The organism is Nesiotobacter zosterae, assembly GCF_033843645.1.
Lineage (GTDB): Bacteria > Pseudomonadota > Alphaproteobacteria > Rhizobiales > Stappiaceae > Pseudovibrio > Pseudovibrio zosterae.
Genome location: NZ_JAWXVZ010000010.1, coordinates 99,392 through 125,071, shown reverse-complemented (window position 1 = coordinate 125,071; position 25,680 = coordinate 99,392). Strand labels below are relative to the sequence as shown.

The 25,680-nt window shown below is 55.4% G+C and carries 25 protein-coding genes; 15 read left to right on the top strand and 10 right to left on the bottom strand.

From position 1 onward, the window contains the following. Window positions 1-45 precede the first annotated feature (45 nt). A complete protein-coding gene (locus Q3Y58_RS15455) occupies window positions 46-831 on the top strand; it encodes a methyltransferase domain-containing protein (RefSeq protein WP_274217547.1) in 786 nt (261 codons plus the stop codon). 19 nt (window positions 832-850) lie between these two features. Here the strand turns inward: Q3Y58_RS15455 and metW are convergent, their stop codons facing one another. Both metW and metX read right to left on the bottom strand, forming a co-directional pair. Continuing rightward, complete coding sequence (gene metW, locus Q3Y58_RS15450; protein ID WP_274217546.1) at window positions 851-1,477, bottom strand: methionine biosynthesis protein MetW; 627 nt, start codon at window positions 1,475-1,477, stop codon at window positions 851-853. Between the two features lie 50 nt (window positions 1,478-1,527). Further along, a complete protein-coding gene (gene metX / locus Q3Y58_RS15445) occupies window positions 1,528-2,754 on the bottom strand; it encodes a homoserine O-acetyltransferase MetX (RefSeq protein WP_319622847.1) in 1,227 nt (408 codons plus the stop codon). Between the two features lie 190 nt (window positions 2,755-2,944). On the opposite strand from metX, the gene Q3Y58_RS15440 reads away from it, so the two are divergent. The 5 genes from Q3Y58_RS15440 (at window position 2,945) to Q3Y58_RS15420 (ending at window position 7,806) form a co-directional block, all read left to right on the top strand. Then, a complete protein-coding gene (locus tag Q3Y58_RS15440) occupies window positions 2,945-3,832 on the top strand; it encodes a chorismate mutase (protein ID WP_319622846.1) in 888 nt (295 codons plus the stop codon). Between the two features lie 5 nt (window positions 3,833-3,837). Beyond that, window positions 3,838-4,941, top strand: coding sequence for a histidinol-phosphate transaminase (gene hisC, locus Q3Y58_RS15435; RefSeq protein WP_319622845.1), 1,104 nt, complete (start codon window positions 3,838-3,840; stop codon window positions 4,939-4,941). A gap of 11 nt (window positions 4,942-4,952) precedes the next feature. Beyond that, window positions 4,953-5,888 carry a prephenate/arogenate dehydrogenase family protein gene (locus tag Q3Y58_RS15430; protein ID WP_274217542.1) on the top strand — a complete coding sequence of 312 codons (936 nt, stop codon included), beginning with the start codon at window positions 4,953-4,955 and terminating at the stop codon, window positions 5,886-5,888. A gap of 32 nt (window positions 5,889-5,920) precedes the next feature. Then, entirely contained in the window at window positions 5,921-6,649 is a 729-nt protein-coding gene (locus Q3Y58_RS15425) for a hypothetical protein (RefSeq protein WP_319622844.1), read from the top strand. Between the two features lie 191 nt (window positions 6,650-6,840). Further along, the gene (locus tag Q3Y58_RS15420) at window positions 6,841-7,806 is read left to right on the top strand and encodes a sterol desaturase family protein (protein WP_319622843.1); all 966 of its coding nucleotides are present in this window, start codon (window positions 6,841-6,843) and stop codon (window positions 7,804-7,806) included. Between the two features lie 58 nt (window positions 7,807-7,864). On the opposite strand, the gene typA is transcribed toward Q3Y58_RS15420, so the two are convergent. Further along, entirely contained in the window at window positions 7,865-9,688 is a 1,824-nt protein-coding gene (gene typA / locus Q3Y58_RS15415) for a translational GTPase TypA (RefSeq protein WP_274217539.1), read from the bottom strand. Between the two features lie 207 nt (window positions 9,689-9,895). Then, a complete protein-coding gene (locus tag Q3Y58_RS15410) occupies window positions 9,896-10,276 on the bottom strand; it encodes a hypothetical protein (protein ID WP_274217538.1) in 381 nt (126 codons plus the stop codon). Between the two features lie 229 nt (window positions 10,277-10,505). Between Q3Y58_RS15410 and Q3Y58_RS15405 the strand changes: the two genes are divergently transcribed. From Q3Y58_RS15405 to Q3Y58_RS15380, 6 genes are all read left to right on the top strand, one after another. Continuing rightward, the gene (locus tag Q3Y58_RS15405; RefSeq protein ID WP_319622842.1) at window positions 10,506-11,396 is read left to right on the top strand and encodes an AraC family transcriptional regulator; all 891 of its coding nucleotides are present in this window, start codon (window positions 10,506-10,508) and stop codon (window positions 11,394-11,396) included. 89 nt (window positions 11,397-11,485) lie between these two features. Next, the gene (locus Q3Y58_RS15400; protein WP_274217536.1) at window positions 11,486-11,944 is read left to right on the top strand and encodes a MarR family winged helix-turn-helix transcriptional regulator; all 459 of its coding nucleotides are present in this window, start codon (window positions 11,486-11,488) and stop codon (window positions 11,942-11,944) included. Beyond that, a complete protein-coding gene (locus Q3Y58_RS15395; RefSeq protein WP_274217535.1) occupies window positions 11,944-13,167 on the top strand; it encodes a multidrug effflux MFS transporter in 1,224 nt (407 codons plus the stop codon). The genes Q3Y58_RS15400 and Q3Y58_RS15395 overlap by 1 nt, the downstream gene beginning before the upstream one ends. A 112-nt stretch (window positions 13,168-13,279) precedes the next feature. Continuing rightward, entirely contained in the window at window positions 13,280-14,128 is an 849-nt protein-coding gene (gene folP, locus Q3Y58_RS15390; protein ID WP_319622896.1) for a dihydropteroate synthase, read from the top strand. Further along, window positions 14,118-14,609, top strand: coding sequence for a 2-amino-4-hydroxy-6-hydroxymethyldihydropteridine diphosphokinase (gene folK, locus Q3Y58_RS15385; protein WP_274217534.1), 492 nt, complete (start codon window positions 14,118-14,120; stop codon window positions 14,607-14,609). Before folP ends, folK begins: the two co-directional genes overlap by 11 nt. Window positions 14,610-14,729: 120 nt before the next feature. Beyond that, the gene (locus tag Q3Y58_RS15380; RefSeq protein WP_319622841.1) at window positions 14,730-17,165 is read left to right on the top strand and encodes a heavy metal translocating P-type ATPase; all 2,436 of its coding nucleotides are present in this window, start codon (window positions 14,730-14,732) and stop codon (window positions 17,163-17,165) included. A 120-nt stretch (window positions 17,166-17,285) separates the two neighbouring features. Here Q3Y58_RS15380 and Q3Y58_RS15375 read toward each other — a convergent pair whose 3' ends face one another. From Q3Y58_RS15375 to xth, 5 genes are all read right to left on the bottom strand, one after another. Then, window positions 17,286-17,753 carry a translation initiation factor 3 gene (locus tag Q3Y58_RS15375; RefSeq protein ID WP_319622840.1) on the bottom strand — a complete coding sequence of 156 codons (468 nt, stop codon included), beginning with the start codon at window positions 17,751-17,753 and terminating at the stop codon, window positions 17,286-17,288. Window positions 17,754-17,933: 180 nt separating this feature from the next. Beyond that, window positions 17,934-19,187 carry a dual-specificity RNA methyltransferase RlmN gene (rlmN, locus tag Q3Y58_RS15370; RefSeq protein WP_274217531.1) on the bottom strand — a complete coding sequence of 418 codons (1,254 nt, stop codon included), beginning with the start codon at window positions 19,185-19,187 and terminating at the stop codon, window positions 17,934-17,936. A gap of 266 nt (window positions 19,188-19,453) precedes the next feature. Further along, window positions 19,454-20,008 (bottom strand): invasion associated locus B family protein, encoded by a 555-nt coding sequence (locus Q3Y58_RS15365; protein WP_319622839.1) that lies wholly within the window; start codon window positions 20,006-20,008, stop codon window positions 19,454-19,456. 527 nt (window positions 20,009-20,535) lie between these two features. Then, window positions 20,536-21,084 carry an RNA methyltransferase gene (locus Q3Y58_RS15360; RefSeq protein ID WP_319622838.1) on the bottom strand — a complete coding sequence of 183 codons (549 nt, stop codon included), beginning with the start codon at window positions 21,082-21,084 and terminating at the stop codon, window positions 20,536-20,538. A gap of 114 nt (window positions 21,085-21,198) precedes the next feature. After that, on the bottom strand, window positions 21,199-22,002 hold the full coding sequence (gene xth, locus Q3Y58_RS15355; RefSeq protein ID WP_319622837.1) for an exodeoxyribonuclease III: 804 nt from the start codon (window positions 22,000-22,002) through the stop codon (window positions 21,199-21,201). Between the two features lie 173 nt (window positions 22,003-22,175). Between xth and Q3Y58_RS15350 the strand changes: the two genes are divergently transcribed. Continuing rightward, on the top strand, window positions 22,176-22,550 hold the full coding sequence (locus Q3Y58_RS15350; protein ID WP_274217528.1) for a hypothetical protein: 375 nt from the start codon (window positions 22,176-22,178) through the stop codon (window positions 22,548-22,550). A gap of 53 nt (window positions 22,551-22,603) precedes the next feature. Then, a complete protein-coding gene (locus tag Q3Y58_RS15345; protein WP_319622836.1) occupies window positions 22,604-23,029 on the top strand; it encodes an SH3 domain-containing protein in 426 nt (141 codons plus the stop codon). Between the two features lie 9 nt (window positions 23,030-23,038). Here Q3Y58_RS15345 and Q3Y58_RS15340 read toward each other — a convergent pair whose 3' ends face one another. Further along, a complete protein-coding gene (locus Q3Y58_RS15340) occupies window positions 23,039-25,027 on the bottom strand; it encodes a methylmalonyl-CoA mutase family protein (protein ID WP_319622835.1) in 1,989 nt (662 codons plus the stop codon). Between the two features lie 153 nt (window positions 25,028-25,180). On the opposite strand from Q3Y58_RS15340, the gene Q3Y58_RS15335 reads away from it, so the two are divergent. Next, entirely contained in the window at window positions 25,181-25,678 is a 498-nt protein-coding gene (locus Q3Y58_RS15335) for an RrF2 family transcriptional regulator (protein ID WP_319622834.1), read from the top strand. Window positions 25,679-25,680 lie beyond the last annotated feature (2 nt).

Below are 25,680 nucleotides of genomic sequence, written 5' to 3'. Positions count from 1 at the left end.
CGCTGACCCCATAAAGGAAGTGTTGCACTACACACGGACGGCTGCATGTATCTTGATGTTCGACATCTTCGCGAGTTCTACGATTTGCCGCTTGGGCGCACACTTCGTGTACTCGTTGGAGCGCGTGTGCGCGAGATTTGGCCGGAAATGCGTGGGCTCAGCATGCTCGGCATTGGGTATGCAACACCTTTCATGCGTCAGTATTTGAAAGAATCCAACCGTCTCTTTGCAGCAATGCCTGCGGCACAAGGCGTCATGCGCTGGCCACGTGAGCACACGCGGCCCAACTCTGCGTTTCTAACGGAAAACGACGCGTTGCCGCTGCCAGATGCGAGTATTGACCGGATTATTCTGGTGCATGGGCTGGATATGGCGCATGACCCTGATGGTTTGATGACGGAAGCCTATCGGGTTCTGGCTCCCGGAGGGCGCCTTCTGGCGATTGTCCCGAACCGTAGAGGGGCATGGTGCCGTTCTGAGGTGTCACCGTTTGGGTATGGCAGGCCCTATTCCCGGCCCCAGTTGGAGAGCTTTCTGACAAGCCATATGCTCTCAGTGGTCACGCGAGAAGAAGCGCTTTATGTGCCACCCACGAAGTCACGCATGATTTTGAAGTCGGCGCGTTCATTTGAGCGCATTGGACAGGTTTTGTGGCCTGCTTTTGCTGGTCTTCTCGTGGTAGAGGCTGAAAAGAAGGTCTACCGTGGCATTATGAACCGCAACAATCGCTTTGCCCGCGTGTTGCAACCCGTGTTCTTGCCGGACGGCAAAACGGCGGGTGTTCAGGCGATGGATGGTTCTGGGAAACAGGACCCGCACCCCAGCTGCTGAATGGTGTTAAGCGGAGCTGCTACTTGCGCTTGAGAAGAAAGACGGCCTGATCACCAATAAGGTTCCACACCCACCATGGCGCATTGAAGCCAATGGGTTCGCCCTTGGCGTTGAGCGCTTGTGCCTTCAAAACCTCGGCGTCCACTTCCTTTGACAGCTCAACAAAATCGCGGATGGTGCAGAAGTGAATGTTTGGCGTGTCGTACCATGTGTATGGCAGATAGTCGGTTACGGGCATGCGGCCTTTGGTCAGTAGCTGCATGCGGTTGCGCCAGTGGCCGAAGTTTGGGAAGGACACGACAACTTTTTTGCCGATGCGCAGCAGCTCCTGCATGACCTGCTTTGGGTCTTTTGTTGCCTGAAGCGTCTGGCTGAGGATTGCGTAGTCAAAACCGTCATCTGGGTAGGCGCTCAGATCCAGATCCGCGTCACCTTGAACGACGGACAGGCCTCGGGCCACGCATTTGTTGACGCCAGCCTGAGAAAGCTCGACACCGCGACCATCAATATTGTGACTGCGAATAAGGTGATCCAAAAGGTCTCCGTTCGCACAGCCGATGTCGAGAACTCGCGCGCCGGGTTTGGTGATCAGATCGCTGATGAGGCGGTGGTCGCCGCGAATGGTGTTGGGTACGTGCTTGTTCATGTCGATTTTGAAACCATTTGAGAAACAGGGAGCTGGCCACGCATAGCGCTTCAGGCGTTGAGGCCGCGCGCTTCTGCAGCACTGTTCAGGAAGCCGGATACGGTTGCAAACATCTCTGGTTCGTTCAGCAGAAATGCGTCGTGCCCTCGGTCGCTGTCAATCTCGACGAAGGAAACATTGGCTGCCGCAGCATTCAGAGCCTGAACTACTGCTTTGCTCTCTGATGTGGGGAACAACCAGTCTGTCGTGAATGACACAACGCAGAAGCGGGTCTTGGTGTGCAAGAAGGCGTTGGCCAGTTTGCCCCCGTGCTGAGCTGCCAGGTCGAAGTAGTCCATGGCGCGTGTCACATAAAGGTATGAGTTGGCATCGAACCGGTCCACAAAGGTCATGCCTTGATGGCGCAGGTAGCTCTCGATCTGGAAATCGGCGTCGAAGCCGAAGGTGATCTCGGAGCGGTTCTGCAGGTTGCGCCCGAACTTGTTGTGCAGCGACATGTCAGACATGTAGGTGATGTGCGCCGCCATACGGGCCACGGCAAGACCCTTGGTTGGACGTTTGCCATGTCTTTCGTAGTCGCCATTTAGCCAGTCCGGATCGGCCATCACGGCCTGCCGACCAACTTCGTGGAATGCGATGTTTTGTGAAGAATGGCGCGGTGCAGTAGCGATTGGGACGGCTGCGAAGACCTTTTCCGGATAAGCTGCGGCCCATTGCAGGACCTGCATGCCACCCATTGATCCACCAACAACGGCGAACAGGGTTTCGATGCCGAGCGCTTCCACAAGCTTTGCTTGGGAGCGGACCATGTCGCCAATTGTAACCACCGGCATGGTGAGGCCGTAGGGTTCGCCAGTTGCAGGACTGGTTGAGGCCGGGCCTGTGGTGCCCATGCATCCGCCCAGAACGTTGGCGCAAATAACGAAGAATCGATCCGTATCCACGGGCTTGCCAGGGCCGACCATCATCTCCCACCAACCGGGTTTGCCGGTCACGGGACTGGTGGACGCGACGTATTGGTCGCCGGTCAAGGCATGGCAAATGAGGATTGCATTGGTCTTCTCCTCATTGAGACTACCGTAGGTTTCGTAGGCGATTTGCCAAGGCGCAAGTTCGGTGCCGCCGTCAAGTTTCAAGGGCATGTCCAGACCAAATCGCATGACCTTGCTGGATGGGTGATTCACTTCATCCTGTTGGCCTATCGCATCAACTGCGCGTTCTGTTGCAGTTGCTTCGGTCTCGCTCGCCCCTGTGGCAGTACCAGCGCTGTCGGTCATTTTATCTCCGGCATGGAAACGGATCGTCGTTCCATCTTATCTTTGTTTTGACAAGAATTTTGCAAGTTTGCTATGGGCCGGGGCTAAGCGTGTCAATGTTTTCTTTTGATTTCGCTCGCCGAGTTTTCTATGTCTGTGCGGTAACTTCATCAGCCCTGAATGGTATGGTATGGCATTTCCAACTGAACCTATGAAAAAGATTGAAGGTTTGAAAGAGGTGCGCGCCCGCGTCGATGCGGTTGATGCGCAGCTACACGAACTTTTGATTGAGCGTGCAGCCCTTGTGGGACAGCAACGGGCTCTTGAAGAAGCCGCCGGTTTGTCACAGCCGCTCCACCATCCAGCGCGCGAGGCTGAAGTTCTGCGCGCGCGCGTGGAAGCGCATGCCGGACCATTGTCGCTGCTGACAGTCGAGCATTTATGGCGTGAGATCATTGCCGGATCCGCTTCGGCGCTGGGCGGTGTCACACTGCACATGGATGGTGCCAGCAATGCAGCAGCGTTGATGGAAAGCGCTCGGTTCTATTTCGGTTTCGACGTGCCGCTTTCTGAGGAGATTGATCCACCGGCGGTGCTGGCTGCAGTTCATGAAAATGCCGGGGATCTGGGCATTGTCGGGCTTGAAGAGCGCGCTGAGCAGCCGTGGTGGCGCGGCCTTGGCATTCGCAGCGATGGCAGCAGCGGTCCAATGGTTGTGGCGCGGTTGCCGTTCCTGGTCATGGATGAACGTGCAGCGGACTTGCCCGCTTTGGTGATTGCCGGGGCGTATGACACAGAGGCTGTTACAGATGTGCGGGTGTATGATGCTCGCTGGAACGGCACGCCCCCCGTCTCATTGATGAGCCAGGGTATTGAAGTGTTGAGTTTTTATCGCACTTACGAAGGCGTTGATGCATTGCTTGCCGTCTCAGGTGATTTAAGCTCTGCCGACCTTCAGGAGGCCTTCTCAGCTTCCGGGGCCCTGCCGGACAAGCTGCGCCTTGTGGGTGGCTATGCAGCCCCAATCGACATTGATGGTGAATTTGATGGTGACCCGGAGGCCGATGAACGGTCCGACCGGGATAGTGAAGAGGACTAAGTCTTATGGATCAGCCGGTTTTACGCCCTGTTCCCCGCCCTGGTGTTATGCAGATTGCACCATACGTTCCCGGCAAGTCCAAGGGCAACGGGCATGGAAAGCTCCATAAGCTGTCCTCCAATGAGACGCCGCTTGGTGCCAGCCCCGCCGCACTGGAAGCCTACGGCTCAGTGAAGTCACTGGAGCTATACCCCGATGGCGCGGCTACGGAACTTCGCGAAGCTATTGCCAAAGTGAATGGCCTCAATGCAGGCAACATCATTTGCGGCTGCGGTTCCGACGAAATCTTGAGCCTTATTGCCTATGCCTATCTTGGTGAAGGTGATGAAGCGATCTACTCGGAGCATGGCTTCCTAGTTTACAATATCGCCATTCTGGCTGCAGGGGCGACGCCTGTTGTGGCGCCCGAGACAGACTGTACGGCCAATGTTGATGCCATCCTTGAGCGGGTAACAAGCAAGACCAAAATTGTCTTTCTTGCAAACCCGAACAATCCAACCGGCACCTATCTTCCTTTTGATGAAGTGCGCCGTCTGCATTCCGCTTTGCCAAAGTCGACGCTGCTGGTTCTGGATGCAGCCTATGCGGAGTACGTTCGCCGCAACGATTATGAGGCCGGTCTGGAGCTTGTTGCCACCTCTGACAACGTCATCATGACCCGCACGTTCTCCAAGATATATGGTCTTGCTGCTCTGCGTGTTGGGTGGGGCTATGCGCCAGATCACGTGATCGACGCCCTGAACCGCATTCGCGGTCCGTTCAACATGAACAGTGCGGCCATTGCGGCTGGCGCTGCTGCGGTGCAGGATCAGGCGTTCGTTGAAGCGGCGGTGGCCCACAATGAAAAGTGGTTGCCATGGGTAACTGAGGAATTGACCAAGATTGGCCTCAGGGTAACCCCAAGCGTCGGCAATTTCGTTCTCATCCATTTCCCGGAGGAGGACGGGAAGCGAGCAGCTGATGCAGATGAGTATCTGCTGGACCGCGGCTGTGTGCTGCGGCAGGTGCGCGCTTACGGCTTCGACAACGCGCTTCGCATGTCCATCGGCACAGAGGAAGCGAACCGTGACGTTGTTGCCGCTCTCACTGAGTTCCTTAATACCAACTGATAGAAAGCCATATGTCTGAACCCTCCTTTAGCCGTGTCGCGCTGATTGGCATCGGTCTGATCGGCTCGTCGCTAGCCCGCGTCATGCGCCGCGAGAATATTGCGGAAGAAATCGTGATCTCCACTCGGTCTGAAAGCACCTTGCAGCGTGCTGAAGAGCTGGGCCTTGGCGACCGATATTATCGTGACGCGCGGGAGGCCGTGGAGGGTGCAGACCTCGTGATCGTGTGCGTGCCGGTTGGTGCCTGTGAGGCTGTGGCAGAGCAAATTGCGCCGGGCCTTGCGCCGGGCGCAATCGTCACGGATGTGGGCTCGGTGAAAGCCAACGTCATCAAGGCCATGAAGCCCTATATTCCGGACAACGTACACTTTATCGCGGGGCATCCGATCGCAGGTACCGAATATTCGGGTCCTGATGCTGGCTTTGCGTCACTCTTTGAAAACCGTTGGTGTGTCTTGACCCCGGAATTGGGCACTGATGAAAAAGCGGTGGCAAAGCTCAGTCAGTTCTGGCGACGTTGCGGATCCGACGTGGAGACGATGGATGCTGAGCACCATGATCTGGTGCTGGCTGTTGTCTCCCACCTGCCGCACATCATTGCCTATAACATCGTCGGCACCGCAGATGACCTGGAAACGGTTACCCATTCTGAGGTGATCAAGTACTCGGCTTCAGGTTTTCGTGACTTCACCCGTTTGGCTGCATCTGACCCGACCATGTGGCGCGATGTCTGCCTGAACAACAAAGAAGCCATTCTGGAAATGCTCGCTCGTTTTTCCGAGGATTTGTCCGCGCTACAGCGTGCTATCCGTTGGGGAGATGGCGACATGTTGTTTGACCTGTTCACGCGCACGCGCGGCATACGTAGCCAGTTGATTGAAGCTGGTCAGGAATCCGCCGCCCCGAACTTCGGTCGTCAGAACGAACGTGGTGAGCCGGGCGAGTAAGGCTTTTCGCAGGAAGAAGATATCGGGGCAGGGTGTGGCAACCGCACCTTGCCCCCTTTTTTATGGGCCGCGATTTCACACACCATCTATTAATCCTGTATGGCGTGAACGGCTCACGTGCATTGGTGTGGTTCGTCTTCAGGTTTATCAACCCAGGAGACAAAACCATGAATTATTGCGTGATCCCAGCGAACACTTACGGCTCGATCCAAAGTGGCGACTTTAATGACATTCAGTTTCTTACAGGTGGGCAGGCTTCGTGCACCGTGATTGTCGTAAAGCTGCCAGACCAATCTACTGCGATGGCCCATATCTTGTCTGCAAACCTCAATGGCGCGGGAGGTAATCCGATCGCACCTGCCGTTTGCGCCGAGCGATTGGCCGGATTCTGGGATAATTATCTAGCCGTATCCAACAAGGGCAATGTCCAGTTCATCAAGGGCGCCCAACCTGGTGACTCAACAGATATCGCAATCCAGGCTGTAAAAGATGCGCTGGAAGACGCAAATAGGCCGGGTGAATTCAACGATGTTCAAAATGAGGGCAACCCGGAATATGCGGTGGCGGGCGATGGGAACATCATAACGGACGGCATTCCTACTTGGGCGCAGGCCAAGAATGCTCTGCTGGGGCTTACCGACAACGCAGCGGTGCAGGGTAACATCAATGTTGCCATGTTTGTTGGCATGAATGGCAACACACTGCATGCCAATACAGAGCTTGTTGAAGGGATCAATAACGTGGCAATCAACGTGGGTTAATGCGTCCAAGGTTGCAGTTTTGGCCCCTTTGGCACTGAATTGAGGGCTTTACTCAGATCGTCAGCCCGTTAAGGTTGTGACCCAAAGTAGACGCAGCGTTTATCGGAGGATAAGCGCTGCCTGCGTCTGTTGTTGTGGAAGGCGACAAGGCGTAGTGGGGCAACTGAGTGTTCTTGGGAGGGAGCTGCTCAATGGGCTTTATCGATCCGATCGCGTACTCTGTACCGGCGTTCGTCATTCTGATGATTGTCGAGGGAGTTGTGGCCCTTCGAGGTCAGTGGCGCGGATATACTTTCAAAGATACGGTGATCAGCCTTTCGATGGGCATTGGAAGCCTCGTTGTGAAGGTCGCGTTTGGCGCAGCCGCCAGCTATGCGGCGCTGAGCTGGGCCTATGGAAATCGGCTTATAGAGGACATCCCTGTGGCGTGGTGGAGCGTTGCCATCTGCTATCTGCTCTACGATCTGGCGTATTATTGGGAGCACCGGTTTGGCCATGAATATCGTTGGTTTTGGGCGAGCCATGTGAACCACCATTCATCCCAGCACTATAACCTCTCAACGGCGTTGCGGCAGACATGGACCGGCACCATAGCGCTAACATTCATTTTCGGCATGCCCGTCGCCTTTCTCGGCTTCCCGCCGGAAATGGTCTACTTCGTGGCCTCTCTCAACCTCGTCTACCAGTTCTGGATTCATACGGAGCTGGTGGATCGGATTGGGCCTCTGGAATATGTGCTGAACACCCCAAGCCACCACCGGGTGCATCACGCGACCAATCCTCGTTATCTGGATTCCAACTATGGCGGCACGCTGATCATCTGGGATCGCATGTTCGGCACCTTCACCGAGGAAGTAAGGGAGGAGCCGCCGCGCTATGGCATCGGTAAGGAGCTGGAAAGCAACAACATCTTTTACGTCGCATTCCATGAATGGATGGCGATGCTGAAAGACCTCAAAGGCGTGCGGAGCTTTCGTGAGCTTGTTGGCTACACGTTTGGTCCGCCGGGCTGGTCGCCAGATGGATCTCGCATGACCACAGCCCGGGCAAAGGCAAACTGGAAGCGCCGCCAAGCCAAGAAGAACGCTCAAGAAAACATCAGGGTAGACGAGGGGGCGCTCAAGAAAACGCCGGTCGCGGAGGATGCCGCTGGTTGAATGCAAAAAAGGGAAGGCACAGAACCTTCCCTTTTTCAATTGCTATGAGGCCACGAGCTTACGCTGCGCCTTTGTTTGCTGCACGTTCGGCGCGTTTACGTTCATGCGGGCACAACAGAGCCTTGCGAAGGCGGATTGACTCCGGGGTCACTTCCACCAGCTCATCGTCGGCGATGTAAGAGAGCGCACCTTCGAGGCTCAGCTTCATCGGCGTGGTCAGCTTTACGGCATCGTCCTTACCGGCAGAACGGATGTTCGTGAGCTGTTTGCCCTTGAGAACGTTCACCTCAAGGTCATTGCCACGGGTGTGCTCGCCGATGATCATGCCCTGATACACCTTGGTGCCCGGATCGATCATCATTGGGCCGCGGTCTTCCAGGTTGAAGAGCGCATAGGCAACCGCTTCACCCTGCCCGTTGGACAGAAGAACACCGGTGTGGCGACCCTGGATCTGACCCTTGTAGGGTGCGTACTCATGGAACACGCGGTTGAAAATCGCGGAGCCACGGGTGTCAGACATCAGTTCAGCCTGATAACCGATCAGCCCGCGTGTTGGCGCATTGAACACCAGACGCGTACGACCACCACCGGATGGACGCATTTCAAGCAGCTCAGCTTTACGCTCAGTGAGCTTTTGAACCACTGCACCGTGGTACTCGTCATCAACGTCGATGATAACTTCTTCGATTGGCTCCAGGCGGTTGCCAGCTTCATCTTCCTGATAAACCACACGCGGACGGCCAACGCACAGCTCGAAGCCTTCGCGGCGCATGTTTTCAATCAGGATCGCCAGCAGAAGTTCGCCGCGACCAGAAACGATGAAGGCATCGGCCTCGTCGGTCTCTTCGACGCGCAGCGCCACGTTACCTTCAGCTTCCTTCAAAAGGCGCTCACGGATAACGCGGGACTGAACCTTCGAGCCTTCGGTGCCAGCCAACGGGCCATCGTTCACACGGAACATCATGGAGAGGGTTGGCGGATCGATTGGCTGTGCTTGGATCGGTTCTGTCACCTGTGGGTCGACAATGGTGTCTGCAACGGTGGCCTTGGTCAGACCTGCGATGGAGACGATATCGCCCGCTTCGCCTTCTTCAATGGGCTGGCGTTCCAAACCACGGAAAGCGAGAACCTTGGAGATGCGGCCGGTTTCAATCAGCTTGCCATCACGTGACAGTGCTTTGACTGGCATGTTTGGCTTGGCGGTGCCGGAGGCGATGCGACCGGTGAGAATGCGACCGAGGAACGGATCAGACTCAATGGTTGTTGCCAGCAGGCGGAAATCGCCTTCTTCGGATTCCGGTTCCTGAACCTTGTCGAGGATCATGTCGAAAAGCGGTGCCATGTTCTCTTGCGGGCCGGTTGGCTCAAGAGCCATCCATTCCTGCTTGGCAGAACCGTAGACGACAGGGAAATCGAGCTGTTCTTCGTTCGCATCCAGAGATGCAAACAGGTCGAATACCTCGTCCAGCACTTCGTCGGCACGCTGTTCTGGTTTGTCGATCTTGTTGATCGCAACGATTGGCTTGAGGCCAAGCTTGAGGGCTTTGCCAAGCACAAACTTGGTCTGAGGCATGGGGCCCTCAGCCGCGTCTACCAGCAACACAACGCCGTCGACCATGTGAAGGATGCGCTCAACTTCACCGCCGAAGTCGGCGTGGCCAGGGGTGTCGACAATGTTAATTCGTGTATCGTTCCAAACGAGAGAGGTGTTCTTGGCAAGAATGGTGATGCCGCGTTCACGCTCGATATCGTTGGAATCCATCATGCGTTCTTCGGTGCGTTGGTTTTCGCGGAAGACGCCGGATTGCTTCAGCAGTACGTCGATCAGGGTTGTTTTGCCGTGGTCAACGTGGGCAATAATCGCAATATTGCGAAGTTTCATGAAGGCTCCATAAGGCCATAAGGAAGTTTCGTGCGCGCAAGCATTTTGCGGCACATGCTTCTTCCTGCGATTACTCTCTATGAAAGACGGGTTCTTCTATCCTATTTATGTGACAAAATGAACTGCTCTACAGTCTAAATTGTACCCGTCTTTGGTTGGGGCAAGAAACCTAAGGTCATCTCGCCAAAACGTCTCGGAGGCCCTCAACTAGCTGCTATGGTAGAAGGTCCAATCTTCTTCCAAGAGTAACCCGCCCTTACGCATTACGCGTAGCAGCGGCTCTGTGCCCGCTATTTCGTAGCCGTAGACCCACTGGCATTCGTGCCAAGAGGTTCCGACAATGTCAAACCGAGTACGGGGCTCCAAAGAAAATTCTTCAAAAGGTCGTACTGGCTTAAGCGCGCCTTTAATAGCCAGTGTCAGCCCCGGGGTCAACGCCACAAACACCTCTTCGCTCTCCGTGAAAAGGTTGCGCCAAATACGTCCAGGATTATCAATATGATGGTGGAACGAAAACCCGCGCTCATCAAAGCTGAGGCGCAGTTCGTCAAGCTCCAAGTCCGTTCGATTGGCTTCAGGCAGATGCACGCATGCCTCCCGGGCGTACCCCGATGAACTTAAGTATTGCCTAGTTACGTATAGATCAGGTGTGTCAGTTCTATGGTCGCGCAACATTTACGTAGGGCCGAATGCGCTTCATTAGACTGCGTAGTTTATCGCATTGCAATCCTGACTATTTGAGTCAACTAGAAGTCCTGATGGTATGTTGGATTGGCTGTGCCTCCTGAAAAAGTGGGCAGCCTTAGGCTATGGTGGAATGCTCCTGTCCTCAATGGATTGGCTCAATGACGGATTGAAAAAGCTGGCTTCGAAAGTGGGGCCAAATCAGACGTTTCACGAAAATATCGCAGTCTACCGGTTCGACAACCCCACCGTGGTGTCCCTCGCCGAACATCAACCAGCCTTGCTTGTCTTCGCGACCGATTCCATTGTCGGTCATGTCGCTGGCCACCAAAACAACTATGCCGCGCTCACTTGCCTGCTATTGAGCCCCGCTGAGGCAATCGATCTGGAAGTATCTGCGGCGTCGCGAGAAAAGCCTGCTTGTTTCCTGAAAGCCGAGATTGATCGCGGTGCGGCGTCAGATCTGTTTCTGGAACTCACCGATGAGTTCAGCCCTATGCCATCGGAACAGTCTTTTGGGCCCTCATTCGAGCTGGAGAGTGCGGCGCGCCATTGTGTCTGGCGTTTGGTTCAATGCTTGTCCAACGAGAGGGATGCGAGCTTTCTGACAAAAGGCTATTACCGCGAGCTCTTGTACCATTTGGCTTTGTCGCAGCAAGGGGCGGCGTTTCGGCGTCTGTTCCATGTTTCGGAAAAGCGGCAGGGTATCAACCGCGTGCTTCAACTGCTCAAAAGCGAGTATTCCAACTCTGCGTTAACGGTGGAGGAGATGGCCCGCATTGCATGCATGAGCACGTCTTCTTTTCATGAGGGGTTCAAGGCTGCCACCTCAAAGTCCCCTCTGCAGTACATCAAAAACATTCGCCTTCAAAGAGCACGATCAATGATGTTGTCGGAGGGGTTGAGTGCCAGTCAGGCTGCCTTTCGTGTTGGATATGCCAGCGCATCGCAGTTCAGCCGCGAGTATAAAAGGTTATTCGGCTACTCACCTTCGCAAGACCTTTCGAGGTTTCGCAACCTGTGATCCATGGTATGTTCACTTTACGTAATGACAATTTGCAGATATAAATTTGCGTTATTTATAAGCTTACCTTACAAAATTTCAGAGGGCGTATGTCGAAGACAGAGCGAGAAAGTTTCGGATTTGTACTTCTAGATACGGCGCGGGCCTATCGCCGCGCATTTGAAGCAGAAATCACAAAAAAGGGTATGGGGATTACGCCCGGCATGGCTCGGGTTCTTGCCTATATTTACCACTATCCAGGACTGCGTCAGAACCAGGTCGCAGAGGGCATGATGGTGGAACCCATGACGGTCGTCGGTCATCTGGATGCGCTGGAACGTGCTGGCTTTGTGGAGCGAAAGCGGCATCCTGAGGATCGGCGGAGCAAAATGACGGAGATCACTGGCAAGGGTTTGGAGCTGGTAGAGCAGCTTAAGCGTATTGGAGAGCAAGTGCGTGGGATGTCAGGGCCGCATATGTCAGCTGAGGAGTTTGATGCACTTCAGGATCGGTTGCGGGAAATGCGTGATCAGTTAAGTGTCGGGGCCAAGTCGGAGCTCAGATCGTAATGCACTCTCCGCTCGTGAGCGAACGACGCGCATCAATTATTGGGGCCGTGCTTGTTGCACTTGGCCCCATTTCTCTTGCGCTCTACACACCGGCCATGCCGGAGCTTGTTGATGTGTTTGGCACCCAGATGTCGACCATCAAGCTCACAATGACGTGCTATTTTGTTGGCTTCACAGTCGCGCAATTGGTATGTGGGCCGCTGTCTGATGCCTATGGACGCCGACCCATCCTGCTATGGTTTTTAGGAACGTACCTTGTCGGCAGCCTAATGGCTTTTGCGGCCAGCACCATCGACTGGCTGCTTATCGGCCGATTTATTCAGGGCCTTGGTGCCTCCTGCGGAATTGCTGTCTCTCGCGCCATCATTCGAGATCAATTCACCGGTGACAAGGGCGCGGCGATCATGAACCTGATCGGCATGATGCTGGCCGCCGGGCCGGCTTTTGCGCCGCTTATTGGTGGGGTCACTCTTGAGCTCCTAGGTTGGGAGGCGATTTTCGCGTTCATGGTGCTCTACGGGCTCGTGGTGCTGGGTATTGTTTTGGTGTGGTTGCCGGAGACCAACCGATACAAAGACCCGGCGCTGATAAACCCGAAGCGGCTCGCAGCCTCATATGGCTTGCTTCTCTGCCACCCGGTGTTTCTGATACCTGCATTGATCCTAGGTTTAACCATCGGTGGATTTTACATGCTCGCCACGGTATTGCCGTTTGTTCTGATTGAAGTTGTGGGTCTGACCCCTACAGAGTTCGGCTTGGGCATGCTGATGCAAACCGGGTGCTTCTTTCTTGGCGGTGTGTTGACTCGCCAGCTTATGAAGCGTCTGCAATCCGACACTGTGGCGGCTTTGGGGTCTATGTTCGGGGTCGCAAGTGGGCTAGGGCTGATCTATGGCTATTTCTATCTGGAGCCAGGTTACTTCAGCATCATGCTTCCTGTGGGCGCGTTTGCCTTTGCAAATGCCTTGATCTTGCCGTCCATGACTGTACGCGGCTTGCATCCGTTTCCCCGTATCGCAGGTGCCGCTTCGGCCATGATGGGTTTTGTTCAGATCGGCGTTGGCTTGCTGGGCAGCGCCATTGTGGCGGTTTTCATTCCGGACCCGCTGCTGGCACTTGCGGTTGTTTTGCCCGGCATGACGTTCCTAACCGCGATTTTGTATTGGGGAGGCCATGCGATCCTTCCAAAAGAAGTCCCCGTGATGGACCAGGTGGCGCCTTAGAATGCATGAGGTGAAACAACTCTTGTGCGGTTTGCCGGCACCACACCCTGCCTTGGCTTGATTTCTTGTCGAAAAAAGAGCATGTCCCGTGATCAATGTTGCTGCTAATGCCATGATCACGGGGGAGCCCTTGACCGCAGTTTTCTCAAGTTCTTTACTCGAGGCCTCCAAGCGCCCACTGGTGATGGGCATTTTGAATGTCACTCCGGATAGTTTCTCGGATGGCGGGTGTCACAACGGCCCGGCAGAGGCTTTGGCTCACGCTCAGCAAATGATTGCAGAAGGTGCCGACATTCTCGATGTTGGGGGCGAGAGCACGCGGCCTGGAGCGACGCCAGTGGCAGCTGGTGAGGAGTTGTCGCGCGTACTGCCTGTACTGGAGCGCATTAAGGATCTGGGCGTTCTCATTTCAATTGATACGTACAAGGCGAGCGTAGCGCGGGCGGCGGTTGCCGCAGGGGCTCATATCATCAACGACGTATGGGGGCTGCAAAAAGACCCGGATATGGCGGCCGTGGTGGCTGAGGCGAATGTGCCGGTGATCATGATGCATAACCGGACCGAGGCGGATCCTGCCCTTGATATCCTCTCGGAACTTGATCGGTTCTTTGAGCGTTCGTTGAAGTTGGCGGAGGCTGCGGGCATTCCCAGTCACCACCAAATACTCGATCCGGGGTTCGGGTTCGGCAAGACCCTTGAGCAGAACTATCAAGTGCTTCAGAACTTTTCCGCGTTGAAGAAGTGGGAACGTCCGGTCCTGGCCGGTGCCTCGCGCAAGCGCATGGTGGGGCATGTGTTAAACGTGGAGACGGAGGAGCGCTTGTTTGGGTCGCTCAGTGTACATGTGCTGGCGTTGCAGGCTGGAGCACAAATTGTGCGGGCTCACGATGTGAAACCGCACGCGGATGCCGTGCGAATTGTGCAAGCCATGAAGGAAATGGGCGGGCGATATGCAGAGTAATGTGGTGATGGCCGCCTTGGGCCTTGGCTCGAACATGGGCGATACCAAGTCCTACATTGAGGCCGCGATTTCAGCTCTGTCTGCGTTTGAGGGCATTGAGGTGGTGGGGAGGTCCTCAGACTACCGCACCCCTCCGTGGGGGCCCGTACCTCAGGACGACTACCGCAACTGCTGCGTTACCGTCAAAACCCATTTGTCACCAAAGCGCCTGCTTGAGGCGTGCCTTGGTATCGAGAAACAGCTTGGGCGTGTGCGTGATGAACGCTGGGGCCCACGGACCATTGACATTGACGTTCTGCTTTATGGGGAAACCCGAGTGGAAGATGACGTTCTCAGCGTGCCCCATCCGCGCATGATGGAGCGGGCTTTTGTGCTGGTGCCGCTGGCGGAAATCTGGCCGAATGCGCTGATTGGCGGCGGTCTCACCGTGGCTGGTGCGTTGGAAAAATGCCCGGATAAAAACGGCATCAGCAAGCTTTAAAAATCGTCTGCTTCCATCCGGCTCATTGCTTATCTGCGAGTTTTTCGCAAATAGGGGTTGAAGCTACAGCGACTAGAGGTCCTATCTCTAAGTGCGAAGTGATTTGCATGGAGAAAAAGGATGTCTGACAAGATGGCTCACGCTTCCTGTTGTGGTAGCTCTAAAGCACATGTTGGTGCGCATCATCACGTCGCGCATGTTGGTTCTGACTGCGGCTGCAGCGCACATGTTCACGCCGCCGAACAGGGGGCTAGTGGCAGCGAAGCGAAAGAAGGCGGGGCGAAAGCCGACACCTGCTGCAGTTCGGAAGCTGAACCCGAACCACGACCCATAAAAGCCTCGGAGAGTTGTGGCTGCTGTAGTGGTGAAAAAGCCCTTCCGGACGTGAAAGACTGGAACGGGGCGCGTTCTTTCCGAGTAGAGGGTCTGTGCTGCGCGGAGGAAATCGGCATTTTGCGCCGAGCTGTCGGGCCTGTTGTTGGATCCGCCGACAATCTTGGCTTCGATATCCTCAACACCAAGATGATAGTCTCACCAACAGCCAGCAATGTTAGCGATCAAACCATCATCAAAGCCGTGAACGCTACAGGCATGAAGGCTACGCCATTCGTCGACAGCGAAGCCGATGAAGCACGAGAGCGGATGCACAAGCGCCTTGGTTCATTCACGCTGGCCTCAGGCATCCTGTGGGGGATCGCTCTTGTTCTGCAGGCTGCTCAGTACCTTGGATCGGGTTCACAGCCTGACCTCCTTCAGGTTCTTTCAGGCACGCCGTCACTTGGCGTTGAGATCGTTTATCTTGCTGCGATTTTTGCCGGTGCTCGGTTGGTTGCTCCCAAAGCCTGGTACGCGCTGAAAACGCTGCGCCCGGACATGAACCTTCTCATGATGGTAGCTGTAGCTGGTGCAATCGGGATTGGCGAGTGGTTTGAAGGGGCAACAGTCGCCTTCCTGTTCTCTCTATCGCTGTATCTGGAGAGCTGGAGTGTCGGGCGGGCCCGCAAGGCCGTTGCAGCCTTGATGGATATTGCGCCAAGCACGGTACGCATTAAGCACTCTGATGGTCGGGAAGACGTAGTGGACGTCAAGTCCGTTGTGCCGGGGACGGTTTTTGTGGTGCGCGGCGGAGACCGCATTCCTCTTGATGGCATCGTTCGGTCAGGCATCGGCAGCGTGGATCAGGCTCCGATCACAGGTGAAAGCGTGCCCGTGATGAAGGAAGTCGGTGCGGACGTTTATGCTGGCACGATCAATGGTGAAGGCACCTTTGAGGTTGAAGCTACCAAGGGCGCAGACGATACCATGCTGGCGCGCATCATTCGCATGGTGAGCGATGCTCAAGGGCGACGTGCGGCAGCTGAGCAATGGGTAGACAAATTTGCTCGAGTTTATACCCCGGCTGTCATGGTGCTTGCGCTTTTGATGGCGGTTGCGCCGCCAGTGCTGTTTGGCCCCTCGTGGGAGGAGTGGTTTTACCGCGCGCTTGTTCTGCTCGTGATTGCCTGCCCCTGTGCATTGGTTATTTCAACACCTGTTTCAATCGTGGCAGGGCTCACCTCTGCTGCCCGCAATGGCGTGCTCATCAAGGGTGGCGTTTACCTGGAACTGCCCGCGCACCTTACAGCGCTTGCTTTCGACAAGACCGGAACGATCACCGAGGGACGACCAACGGTTACTGATGTCGTGCCGCTGAACGGTCATGGCGTGCAAGAATTGCTGCGAAGAGCAGCGTCACTGGAGGCGCGCAGTTCCCATCCCCTTGCGCAGGCCATAGCGGAATGCGCAAATGAGGAGGGCGTTGAGTACGAGCCCGCTGAAAACGTGGAACTGTTGCCGGGGCGTGGTTTGTCGGGTCAGCGGGATGGCAAGACCTACTGGCTCGGATCGCGCCGCTTCCTGCAGGAAAAGCGTTTCGATATTGGAGAAGCCAATACGCTCGCTGCCGAACTTGAGGCTGATGGCAAGACCGTGGTTCTGGTTGGTACGGATCACCATGTTTGCGGGGTAATTGCCCTTTCGGACAAGATCCGCGAGACCGCTGCCGCCTTGGTCAAGGACCTCCATGACGCTGGCGTTCAGAAGCTCGTCATGTTGACTGGCGACAACAAGGCGACAGCCGAGAAAGTGGCGAAGGCCGTCGGCATTGATGAAGTGCGCGCCGAACTTCTGCCGGAAGACAAGGTGGCGGCAGTCGAAGAGTTGGAACGCACGCATTCAATTGTCGCGATGATTGGCGATGGCGTCAACGATGCTCCGGCCATGGCTCGGGCGAACTTTGGGGTCGCCATGGGCGCTATCGGCTCTGATGCCGCCATTGAAACCGCGGATATCGCCTTGATGAAGGATGACTTGTCGCGCTTGCCATGGCTGATAGGTCATTCAAAGCGAACGCTTGCAATCATCCGTCAGAACATAGCGTTTGCTTTCGTGGTGAAAGGCTCGCTGGTCGTGTTGACAGCGCTGGGTCTTTCCAGCCTATGGGTGGCCATTCTGGGAGATGTGGGCGCCACGCTGGTCGTGGTTGCAAACGCTCTTCGGCTGCTAAAGGACCGCTAAAATTTGATGAACTTGAGAATTGGCCGCTCTGGGCGAATAGATCGGCCAATTCCTGTCACGCGGGTATCGTGTTGCAGAGGTCAGTTTCTGGTCTTCCGCCCAGTTCATGAACAGCGGATGCTAGCGCGGGTGGCGGTTTTGATCGTTTTGCTGACCAATCCACCAGCATCCGGACTTGCGTCCGGCGACCAGCCAGTAAGCAAAGCCTGCGATGAAGCCTGCAGATGTGACAATGGATGAGCCCGGGCGAAGGGCAAGCGATGTTCCATCAGAGGGCAGTTGATCGCCTATGGACCAGATGGCCAAGGCGATAAGGCCAGCTGCGCCCACATGATAGACAACACCTTTCCAGCGCATTGTCTCAGCAAAGCCGACGGCAAACACGGCCGGAATCAGGGCGAGGGAGCCGATCATACTGGCTGAAACGACGGTCGAGCCCGTCATGGCGATAAAGCCAATTGGATCGGTGTCTGGCCCGCTGGCGCGGAAATAGCCCCATGAGAAAAACAGGCCAGCAGCGATCACTGCGGCGATGAACCCGCAGATTATCCTCATTAGCTGGAAAAAAAGTTTGCTGCTATCGACCATCTCGCGCCCCAAATCTTGTTGGTCTGAGCAGGCGCACTGCGCGACTTTCAAGAGTGCCGAACCCCTGCTGCAAAACAGATCGCAAGTTCATGCCTGAATGTCCAGCGGGAAGAGCTGAGAAAAGGGGGATCTCGGGCGAGCGTTTTGCACGCCCGAGAGAAAGCATTGTCTAAGAAAAGCTTAGGCTTCGCCGGCCGCTTGAGCTTTTTCGAGTGCTTCGCGCTCAGTCTTGCGAAGACGTTCGGACGCGGACTTCAGCTGGCCACAAGCCGCGAAGATGTCCCGGCCGCGCGGGGTGCGGATTGGGGACGCATAGCCTGCACGATTAACAACATCAGCAAACGCTTCAATCTGTTCCCACTCTGAGCACTCATAGGGCGAGCCCGGCCATGGGTTGAATGGCAAAAGGTTGATTTTCGCCGGAATGCCTTGGAGCAGCTTCACCAGTTTCTTGGCATCGTCGAGACTGTCATTAACGCCCTTCAGCATCACGTATTCAAAGGTGATACGCTTGGCGTTGGACAGGCCCGGATAGTTGCGGCAGGCGTCAAGCAGCTGTTCCAGCTTGTACTTGCGGTTGATTGGTACAATCTCGTCGCGCAGCTCATCATTGACGGCGTGGAGAGAGATCGCCAGCATGCAGCCGATTTCGTCACCGGTTCGCTCGATCATTGGAACAACGCCGGAAGTTGAAAGAGTGATGCGGCGCTTTGAAAGCGACAGGCCGTCGCCGTCAGACGCAATCAACAGTGCCTTCTTGACACTCTCGAAGTTGTAGAGCGGCTCACCCATGCCCATCATTACAATATTGGTGATGCGGCGGCGGTTGGAGTTGTTCTCCAGCGCACCTTCCGGGGCATCCGCATCAGGAAAGTCGTTGAGGCGGTCTTTGGCAATGAGGAGCTGGGAGAGAATTTCCTCAGCAGTCAGATTGCGTACCAGCTTCTGTGTGCCGGTATGACAGAAGGTGCAAGTGAGGGTGCAGCCGACCTGAGAGGAAATGCAGAGGGTGCCGCGGTCTTCCTCCGGGATGTAAACTGTCTCTACTTCCACGGGCTTACCAGCGCCGCGAGAGGGGAAACGGAATAGCCATTTGCGGGTGCCGTCTACAGAAACCTGTTCACTGACGATTTCAGGACGGGCAATGGTGTAAGCGAACTTCAGGCGATTACGCAGCTCTTTTGAGACGTTCGTCATCTTGTCGAAGTCGGAAATGCCGCGAACATAGAGCCAATGCCAAAGCTGGTTGACACGCATGCGCACCTGCTTCGGGGCTACGCCGACCGCTTCCAGCGCCTTGCCGAGGTCCGTCCTGTCCAAGCCGATCAGGGTTGGTTTCTCATCGGCAGATTTGGCCACAGCTTCGTCGTCTACCGCAGCAATCTTGATGAGTGGGTCGCTATGCTTGTGCGCGATGTCCAGCGAAATCGCCATGGGGTCTACTCTTTAAGCTCGTTGATTGTCGTTTGCAGCGCAGCTGCTCGCAATGTGCGGCGCGCTCTGCGTTCCTTGCAAATATAATGGGCGGCAGCGTTTTCGCCACCGCCCGTTAGGCGTCGTTATACCTGAATTTGCGGAGGTTGAAAGGGCTTTTGATGGTTTAAAGCCCAAATCGTGCGCCGAGTTTTGCTAAGTTTCTGTTTGAGAATATAAATCAGAAAATCGCATCTGCCCGTTTTGCCTCTGCCAATACCTAGTGTTTAACGGCAAGCCGCATTCGCATCATTGATGGAAGCTGTAATGCCGCTCAAAGAGAACTTGTATGTGGTCTGAGTGCCGCGTCCGGATACACCGGAAATGGTCATTTCTCGACCGGCTTTCATAGCGTTTATCAGACGCTGCTCTTCTGCAGCATTCTGCACCCAAGCGCCGTCGCCCTTGGTAAACATTGTGAATGTGGTGCCGTCCACGTTTGCTGTCACAGTGGAGCCTTCACGGAAATTGTAACCTACAATGACGCTTGGTTCATTGTTGACCTGCTCATTAGGGCGGGTCGAGACGAAGAAAAATACGTCGCCGTGGTTACGGTCCGTGGGCAACAGCTGCGTTGGCTTTGATACCGCGTAGCAGATTTTGCCGTTCTGACCGCTAAACGTGTAAGCACCCCAGTCCCGGTTCTGTTTAACCAGATTGGCTGACTGCGCATGGGCCGCTGCGCCAGAGATACCTAGAGCCATAATGGCAGTGATCAGGATACGTGCTTGCATCTTCTCCAAACCGCTTCGTTTGCGCTGCTCAACATTTGGTGCGCGCATGAAACACACCATAAACTTAGTTTTAAGGTTACCTTAAAGATGGTTACTAAAGGGTTGAAGACCCTTAGCCTGTCGTGGAAACTTAAAACACTGTAATTTCTAGCGTTACGCTGGCAGCATAAACTTGGCGACAGTGTGGCGTGGTTGCATTGTCCTCCAGACAATCCGTGGAGGCCCGGGCAAGACTTCGTGTAACTCCTTATCCGTCAAACAAAATGGGGCCTTTTTTGATGGCGACGAGCCGGCGCCGCGTGCTGCTTCAGAGCGCAAAACTGCGCTGATATCGATGTATCTAGCGCGTTTTCAGGAAGGCTTTGGAGCTGGGCCGATACACTGTTCATGCTACGGAAAACCGTAAGCCAGCACAGAAAGCCTCTACAATTCAGGCGGGTATTGCCGTTTAAGTCAAAAGAGGTGCCGTTTGGGAATGCGCGTGTACGGCAGGCTGTTTTTCCGGCATGCGAGCGCCTGTGAATTTGGTTGATGTGCGTGGAAAGCTGCATTTACACGCTCGAATCACGCTTAATTCAGCTGGTTCCCGGCACTTTTCGCCCGGTGCGAAACAAGGGAGCGCCGTGAACATGCTCAAGCATGGGGTCCTTGGGGGCACCTGCGGTAAGCGAGCGCTCCGCATACTTGCCATGAACCTTGAAGCGGTCATAAAGCACGATGCCAGCCGCGATGCCGATGTTAACGCAAAACTTAGTTGGGATTTTCACCATGAAGTCGCAGCGTTCTTGCATCTGCGGCGACAGAGAACCACGCTCAGGCCCCAAAATGTAGGCCGCCTGCAGTGGGTGACCGAAACTGGGCAAATCTACTGCGTCGTCAGTCAGCTCCACACCAACCAGTTTGCAGCCACGCGGAAACATCATTTCTTCCGGTGATGACCATGCAAAGTAGGGCAGGTGGTCCGGGCTTTTGGAGGTGTCGGCTTTCATGGCCTTACCAAGTCGCGGATCCGCATCAACGGAGAAAAAGTAACTGGCGCCGAATGCATGAGCGGTGCGCATCAAGGTGCCGAGGTTCATGGTTTTAGACAGGCCTTCAGAGCCCACTGCAAAGTAGCCGCGCATGCGTCTCGTTCTTTTTGGTTGTTCCTTGGGCATCCTTTACCCCCAAGCGCCCATGGGGATCAAGAGTGGCAGGCAAATGAAAGGCCCGGAGGTTTGCCGGGCCTTCAATAAAACTCAAGCTTCGAGAACGGCAACCACCGGTGCGTGATCCGATGGTTTTTCCCAGCCGCGCGCGTCACGCATAACGGTGACATCCTTGGTGTGGTTCGCGGTGCCTGCCGTCATCCATACATGGTCCAGACGGCGCCCCTTGTCGGCCTTGGACCAATCCTTGGCGCGGTAGCTCCACCACGTGTAGACCTTTTCTTCCATCGGTATGTGCTTGCGCATGGTGTCTACATATTTGCCAGCGTTACGAACCGCTTCGAGCCGTTCACACTCCAGTGGGGTGTGGGACACCACTTTCAGCAGTTGCTTGTGAGACCAGACGTCTGTCTCATAGGGCGCGATGTTGAGGTCTCCAACTACAATGGATTCACCTTCAAAGGTGGAGAACCAGCTTTCCATTTCATCCAGGAACTTGAGCTTGTGCGCAAACTTGTTGTTCAGTTCGGGATCTGGAATGTCGCCGCCCGCTGGTACATAAAAATTGTGCAGGCGGAATGAGCTGCCGTTGAACGCGATGTCAGCCGCAATGTGGCGGGTATCGCCCATGCCACAGAACTCTCGACGCTCCACGTTTTCGAGAGGAACGCGGGAAATCAAGGCTACGCCGTGGTAGCCCTTTTGGCCATGAAACTCGATGTGACGGTAGCCCAGTTTCTCCAGTGCGGCAGACGGGAAGCTGCCATCTGGACATTTGGTTTCCTGAAGGCACAACACATCCGGTGCGTGGTCCAGCAGCATTTTCTCAACGATTGGCAGGCGTAGGCGCACCGAGTTGATGTTCCAGGTGACGATTTTCAGTCTGTTGCTCATGGCGGGCTTGGCGTTCCGGTGGTTCTGAAGGGACGGACGTTTGAGCCCCGCATATGGATATGCTGTCGCGCGGGCTCAATGAGCTGTTAACCCAATGCACAAGTGTTTTACTAGCGAAAAAATGGGGTCTTCGATACACTTGGTCTAAACAATAAGATCCCTAGGAGGGGACGATGCCCAAACCATTGGGAGTTTCAAGAGTTTTAAGCATCTCGTTTGCTCTGAGCGTGCTGGCCTCAGCCAGTTGGGCACAGATGCCAAGCTCACCGGTTGGGCCCGCAGGCGGCGGGTTCACGCCCAGTTACGGTTCTGGTGGGTCCTCGAGCTTTAATGCGCCGTTGGGCGCCTATCCCGAGGCGCTGGGACCGGCCAGCGACCGACCTGTTGGTGCCTATCCTGATGCGACTGTTCCCAACCGAAAGCCGCCTGAGGTGGTGGGCATTCCCAAGCCAAAGAATGATGGAACTCCGCTTGTCATTCCGTTTGGCAATCGCGCTGACCCAAACTCTCCTAATGCCGATCGGGAGGGGGCGGGCAACATCAAGTAGCTTTGAACCGGGGTGCAGTTCAACCGTTCGGGCATGAGACATGGAGATGGCTCATGAAACGCATTCTGTTGCTCGCCTCTGGCTTGATTGTCGGGATGATTATGTTTGCGCAGGTGTCGGCCTATGCTTCCTGGACCGCCTATGCCACCACGCGCGTCAACATGCGTACTGGACCCGGCACGCAGTTTCCAATCCTGTTGCAAGTACCTCAGACCGGTGTGGCTGTCGTGCACCGCTGTTTGCGCAGTAGGTGGTGTGATGTGTCTTTTCGGGGAGTCCGCGGTTGGGTGTATGGTCGCTATCTGAAATCCGGACCCTTGCCGCGCACCTATGTACAGCCTCGCATCTATGTGCAGCCCGTGCCTGTGACGCCCTATTACAGCTATCAGTTCGGGTTCGGAACGCCGCTTTATTACCGGCGCCACAATCCATGGCGTAAAAGGTATTACAAGCGGCGCTATTACTACCGGCATTGGTAGGTGTGATGCTCAGCCTTGTTTGCGTTCTATGAGAGCAACAATGTCGGATATGATTTTCGTAATGTGAAAGTCCTTTGGCGTGTAGACCGCCTCAACACCCTTCTTTTTGAGTGCTGCTGCGTCTTCTGGCGGGATGATGCCGCCTAGAATGATAGGTACATCCTTAAGGTTCCGGTCTAGCAGCGCTGCAAGTATTCCGTCCATGAGCGCTCCGTGAGAGCCGGAGAGCACAGACAGTCCGATGACATCCACCCGTTCTTTTTCTGCGGCTTCGGCAATCTGTGCAGGTGTCAGGCGAATCCCTTCGTAGACGACCGACATGCCGCAGTCGCGCGCCCGCGCGGCGATCTGCTCCGCGCCGTTAGAATGGCCATCGAGCCCTGGCTTCCCAACAAGTATTTTAACTCTGCGCCCCAATTTCATGGATAGCGCATCGACCCGCGCCTTGATCCCCTCAAGCCCGCTGGTGTCGTTGCGCATTGCAGTGCTAACCCCCGTGGGAGCACGATACTCTCCGAAGACACTGCGCAGAGCAAAGCCCCATTCCCCTGTTGTGACGCCAGCCTTGGCACAGTCAATGGACGGGGGCATGATGTTTTGACCGCGTGAAGCTGCTGTTTTTAGCGCGGCGAGTGTTTCTTGCACCCTTCGCTCGTCGCGTGTGGCACGCCATGCTTGAAGGTTTGCGATGGCTTCTGCTTCAACCTCCCGAGAGACGCTGAGGATGTTTTCGCTGTTGTTGACTGTAAGCGGAGAGGGCTCGGTTTCGGTCCACTGGTTTACGCCAACAACGACCTGATCGCCGCTCTCGATCTGTTCTACTCTGGCGCCATTTGCCTCCACCAGCTGTCGCTTCATGTAGGCTGTCTCAATTGCCTTTACCGCGCCGCCCATCTCTTCAATGCGTTGAAGTTCTTCGCGCGCCTCTGACTTGAGTGCCTCAACTTTTCTCGTAATCTCGGTGGAGCCATCAAAAATGTCGGCGTATTCCAGAAGGTCGGTTTCATAGGCCATGATTTGCTGCATCCGAAGCGACCATTGCTGATCGAAAGCGCGTGGCAAGCCAAGAGCTTCATTCCATGCGGGTAGCTGCACTGCACGGGCGCGCGCATTTTTCGAGAGTACAACAGCCATCATCTCGATAAGGATGCGGTAGACGTTGTTTTCTGGTTGCTGCTCAGTCAGGCCCAGCGAGTTGACCTGAACGCCATAGCGGAAACGGCGGTACTTTTCCTCGTTCACGCCATAGCGCGTCAGGCAAATTTCATCCCAAAGTTCGGTAAAGGCGCGCATCTTGCACATCTCAGTGATGAAGCGCATGCCAGCGTTTACAAAAAACGACATGCGGCCCACCACCATCGGAAATTCTGCTTCAGGGACAGTCCCGGACGCCTTGAGGTGATCGAGCACCGCTATTGCGGTTGCCAGTGCGAAGGAAAGCTCCTGAACGGGTGTCGCGCCTGCTTCCTGCAGATGATAGGAACACACATTCATGGGGTTCCATTTTGGCATGTTTGCGTAGGTCCACGAGATCACATCGGTGGTGAGCCGCAGTGACGGCGCAGGCGGGTACACATAAGTTCCTCTGGAGAGGTACTCCTTGATGATGTCGTTTTGCGTCGTGCCACTCAGGGCATCTCGGGCAACGCCCTGCTCATCTGCCAAGGCCACGTAAAGTGCCAGCAGCCAAGGCGCGGTGGCGTTGATGGTCATGGAGGTGTTCATCTGGTCAAGGGGAATGGCGTCGAACAGGGCCCGCATGTCTCCCAAGTGGGCTACGGGCACACCTACCTTGCCAACTTCACCAGCGGCGCGTGGATCATCAGGGTCATAACCGAGTTGGGTGGGCAGGTCGAAGGCGATGGAAAGACCTGTTTGTCCCTTTGCCAGGTTGCGCCGGTAAAGAGCGTTGCTCTCCTTTGCAGTGGAGTGACCGGCGTAGGTGCGAAACATCCAGGGCCTGTCTTTCGACCGAGTGGTTTCGCTAGCTGGCGTCATTGATCTTTCCTCCGTTCACTTGCACCAGTGTAGCGTCATTTTTCGACAGATTGGATCTGCCCAAAAGGCGCAAGTTTCTGCGGTCCACTTTTTAGCTTGAATAAATATCGAATCACGGATAAAAAATATCCATGAATTGCAGAGGGGTTGAACATGAAGTTTGGGGACGGTGTTGAGCAGGCCATCCATTCCGTTGCGATGCTCGCGGGGCTGGGGAAAGGACAGGTGCTTTCTGCTGCCGCCTTGGCAGAGTTTCACGGTATCTCTCCCAGCTATCTCTTGAAGCACCTACAGGCTCTGTCTCGAGCCGGGATTGTTGCAACAGTTCCGGGGCCCAAAGGGGGGTATCACCTCGCCAAAACCCCGAAAGAGATATCCCTGTTGGATGTTGTTCTTGCGGTTGAAGGTCCAGAGCCAGCGTTTCGCTGCAAGGAAATTCGGCGAAACGGCCCCAACCCTCTGCCTGAGAAGTATTATTCTGCGCCGTGCCAGATCAATGCCGCCATGTTGCGTGCTGAGAGGGCATATCGCGCCGAGTTGAGACAAGTGACGATTGCGGACCTTCTGGCACAAGTGACCAAAGACGATGATGGCTCGTTGGCTGCCCGAAGCTGCGCTTTTCTGGATGCGAATGTTCGCACCCAGTCTTAACA

Excerpts from the sequence above, each read along its gene's own strand:
- Q3Y58_RS15455 (WP_274217547.1), top strand. The coding sequence starts at position 46 with ATGTATCTTGATGTTCGACATCTTCGCGAGTTCTACGATTTGCCGCTT.
- metW (WP_274217546.1), bottom strand. The coding sequence starts at position 1,477 with ATGAACAAGCACGTACCCAACACCATTCGCGGCGACCACCGCCTCATC.
- metX (WP_319622847.1), bottom strand. The coding sequence starts at position 2,754 with ATGACCGACAGCGCTGGTACTGCCACAGGGGCGAGCGAGACCGAAGCA.
- Q3Y58_RS15440 (WP_319622846.1), top strand. The coding sequence starts at position 2,945 with ATGAAAAAGATTGAAGGTTTGAAAGAGGTGCGCGCCCGCGTCGATGCG.
- hisC (WP_319622845.1), top strand. The coding sequence starts at position 3,838 with ATGGATCAGCCGGTTTTACGCCCTGTTCCCCGCCCTGGTGTTATGCAG.
- Q3Y58_RS15430 (WP_274217542.1), top strand. The coding sequence starts at position 4,953 with ATGTCTGAACCCTCCTTTAGCCGTGTCGCGCTGATTGGCATCGGTCTG.
- Q3Y58_RS15420 (WP_319622843.1), top strand. The coding sequence starts at position 6,841 with ATGGGCTTTATCGATCCGATCGCGTACTCTGTACCGGCGTTCGTCATT.
- typA (WP_274217539.1), bottom strand. The coding sequence starts at position 9,688 with ATGAAACTTCGCAATATTGCGATTATTGCCCACGTTGACCACGGCAAA.
- Q3Y58_RS15405 (WP_319622842.1), top strand. The coding sequence starts at position 10,506 with ATGCTCCTGTCCTCAATGGATTGGCTCAATGACGGATTGAAAAAGCTG.
- Q3Y58_RS15400 (WP_274217536.1), top strand. The coding sequence starts at position 11,486 with ATGTCGAAGACAGAGCGAGAAAGTTTCGGATTTGTACTTCTAGATACG.
- Q3Y58_RS15395 (WP_274217535.1), top strand. The coding sequence starts at position 11,944 with ATGCACTCTCCGCTCGTGAGCGAACGACGCGCATCAATTATTGGGGCC.
- folP (WP_319622896.1), top strand. The coding sequence starts at position 13,280 with ATGATCACGGGGGAGCCCTTGACCGCAGTTTTCTCAAGTTCTTTACTC.
- folK (WP_274217534.1), top strand. The coding sequence starts at position 14,118 with ATGCAGAGTAATGTGGTGATGGCCGCCTTGGGCCTTGGCTCGAACATG.
- Q3Y58_RS15380 (WP_319622841.1), top strand. The coding sequence starts at position 14,730 with ATGTCTGACAAGATGGCTCACGCTTCCTGTTGTGGTAGCTCTAAAGCA.
- Q3Y58_RS15375 (WP_319622840.1), bottom strand. The coding sequence starts at position 17,753 with ATGGTCGATAGCAGCAAACTTTTTTTCCAGCTAATGAGGATAATCTGC.
- rlmN (WP_274217531.1), bottom strand. The coding sequence starts at position 19,187 with ATGGCGATTTCGCTGGACATCGCGCACAAGCATAGCGACCCACTCATC.
- Q3Y58_RS15365 (WP_319622839.1), bottom strand. The coding sequence starts at position 20,008 with ATGCGCGCACCAAATGTTGAGCAGCGCAAACGAAGCGGTTTGGAGAAG.
- Q3Y58_RS15360 (WP_319622838.1), bottom strand. The coding sequence starts at position 21,084 with ATGCGCGGCTACTTTGCAGTGGGCTCTGAAGGCCTGTCTAAAACCATG.
- xth (WP_319622837.1), bottom strand. The coding sequence starts at position 22,002 with ATGAGCAACAGACTGAAAATCGTCACCTGGAACATCAACTCGGTGCGC.
- Q3Y58_RS15350 (WP_274217528.1), top strand. The coding sequence starts at position 22,176 with ATGCCCAAACCATTGGGAGTTTCAAGAGTTTTAAGCATCTCGTTTGCT.
- Q3Y58_RS15345 (WP_319622836.1), top strand. The coding sequence starts at position 22,604 with ATGAAACGCATTCTGTTGCTCGCCTCTGGCTTGATTGTCGGGATGATT.
- Q3Y58_RS15340 (WP_319622835.1), bottom strand. The coding sequence starts at position 25,027 with ATGACGCCAGCTAGCGAAACCACTCGGTCGAAAGACAGGCCCTGGATG.
- Q3Y58_RS15335 (WP_319622834.1), top strand. The coding sequence starts at position 25,181 with ATGAAGTTTGGGGACGGTGTTGAGCAGGCCATCCATTCCGTTGCGATG.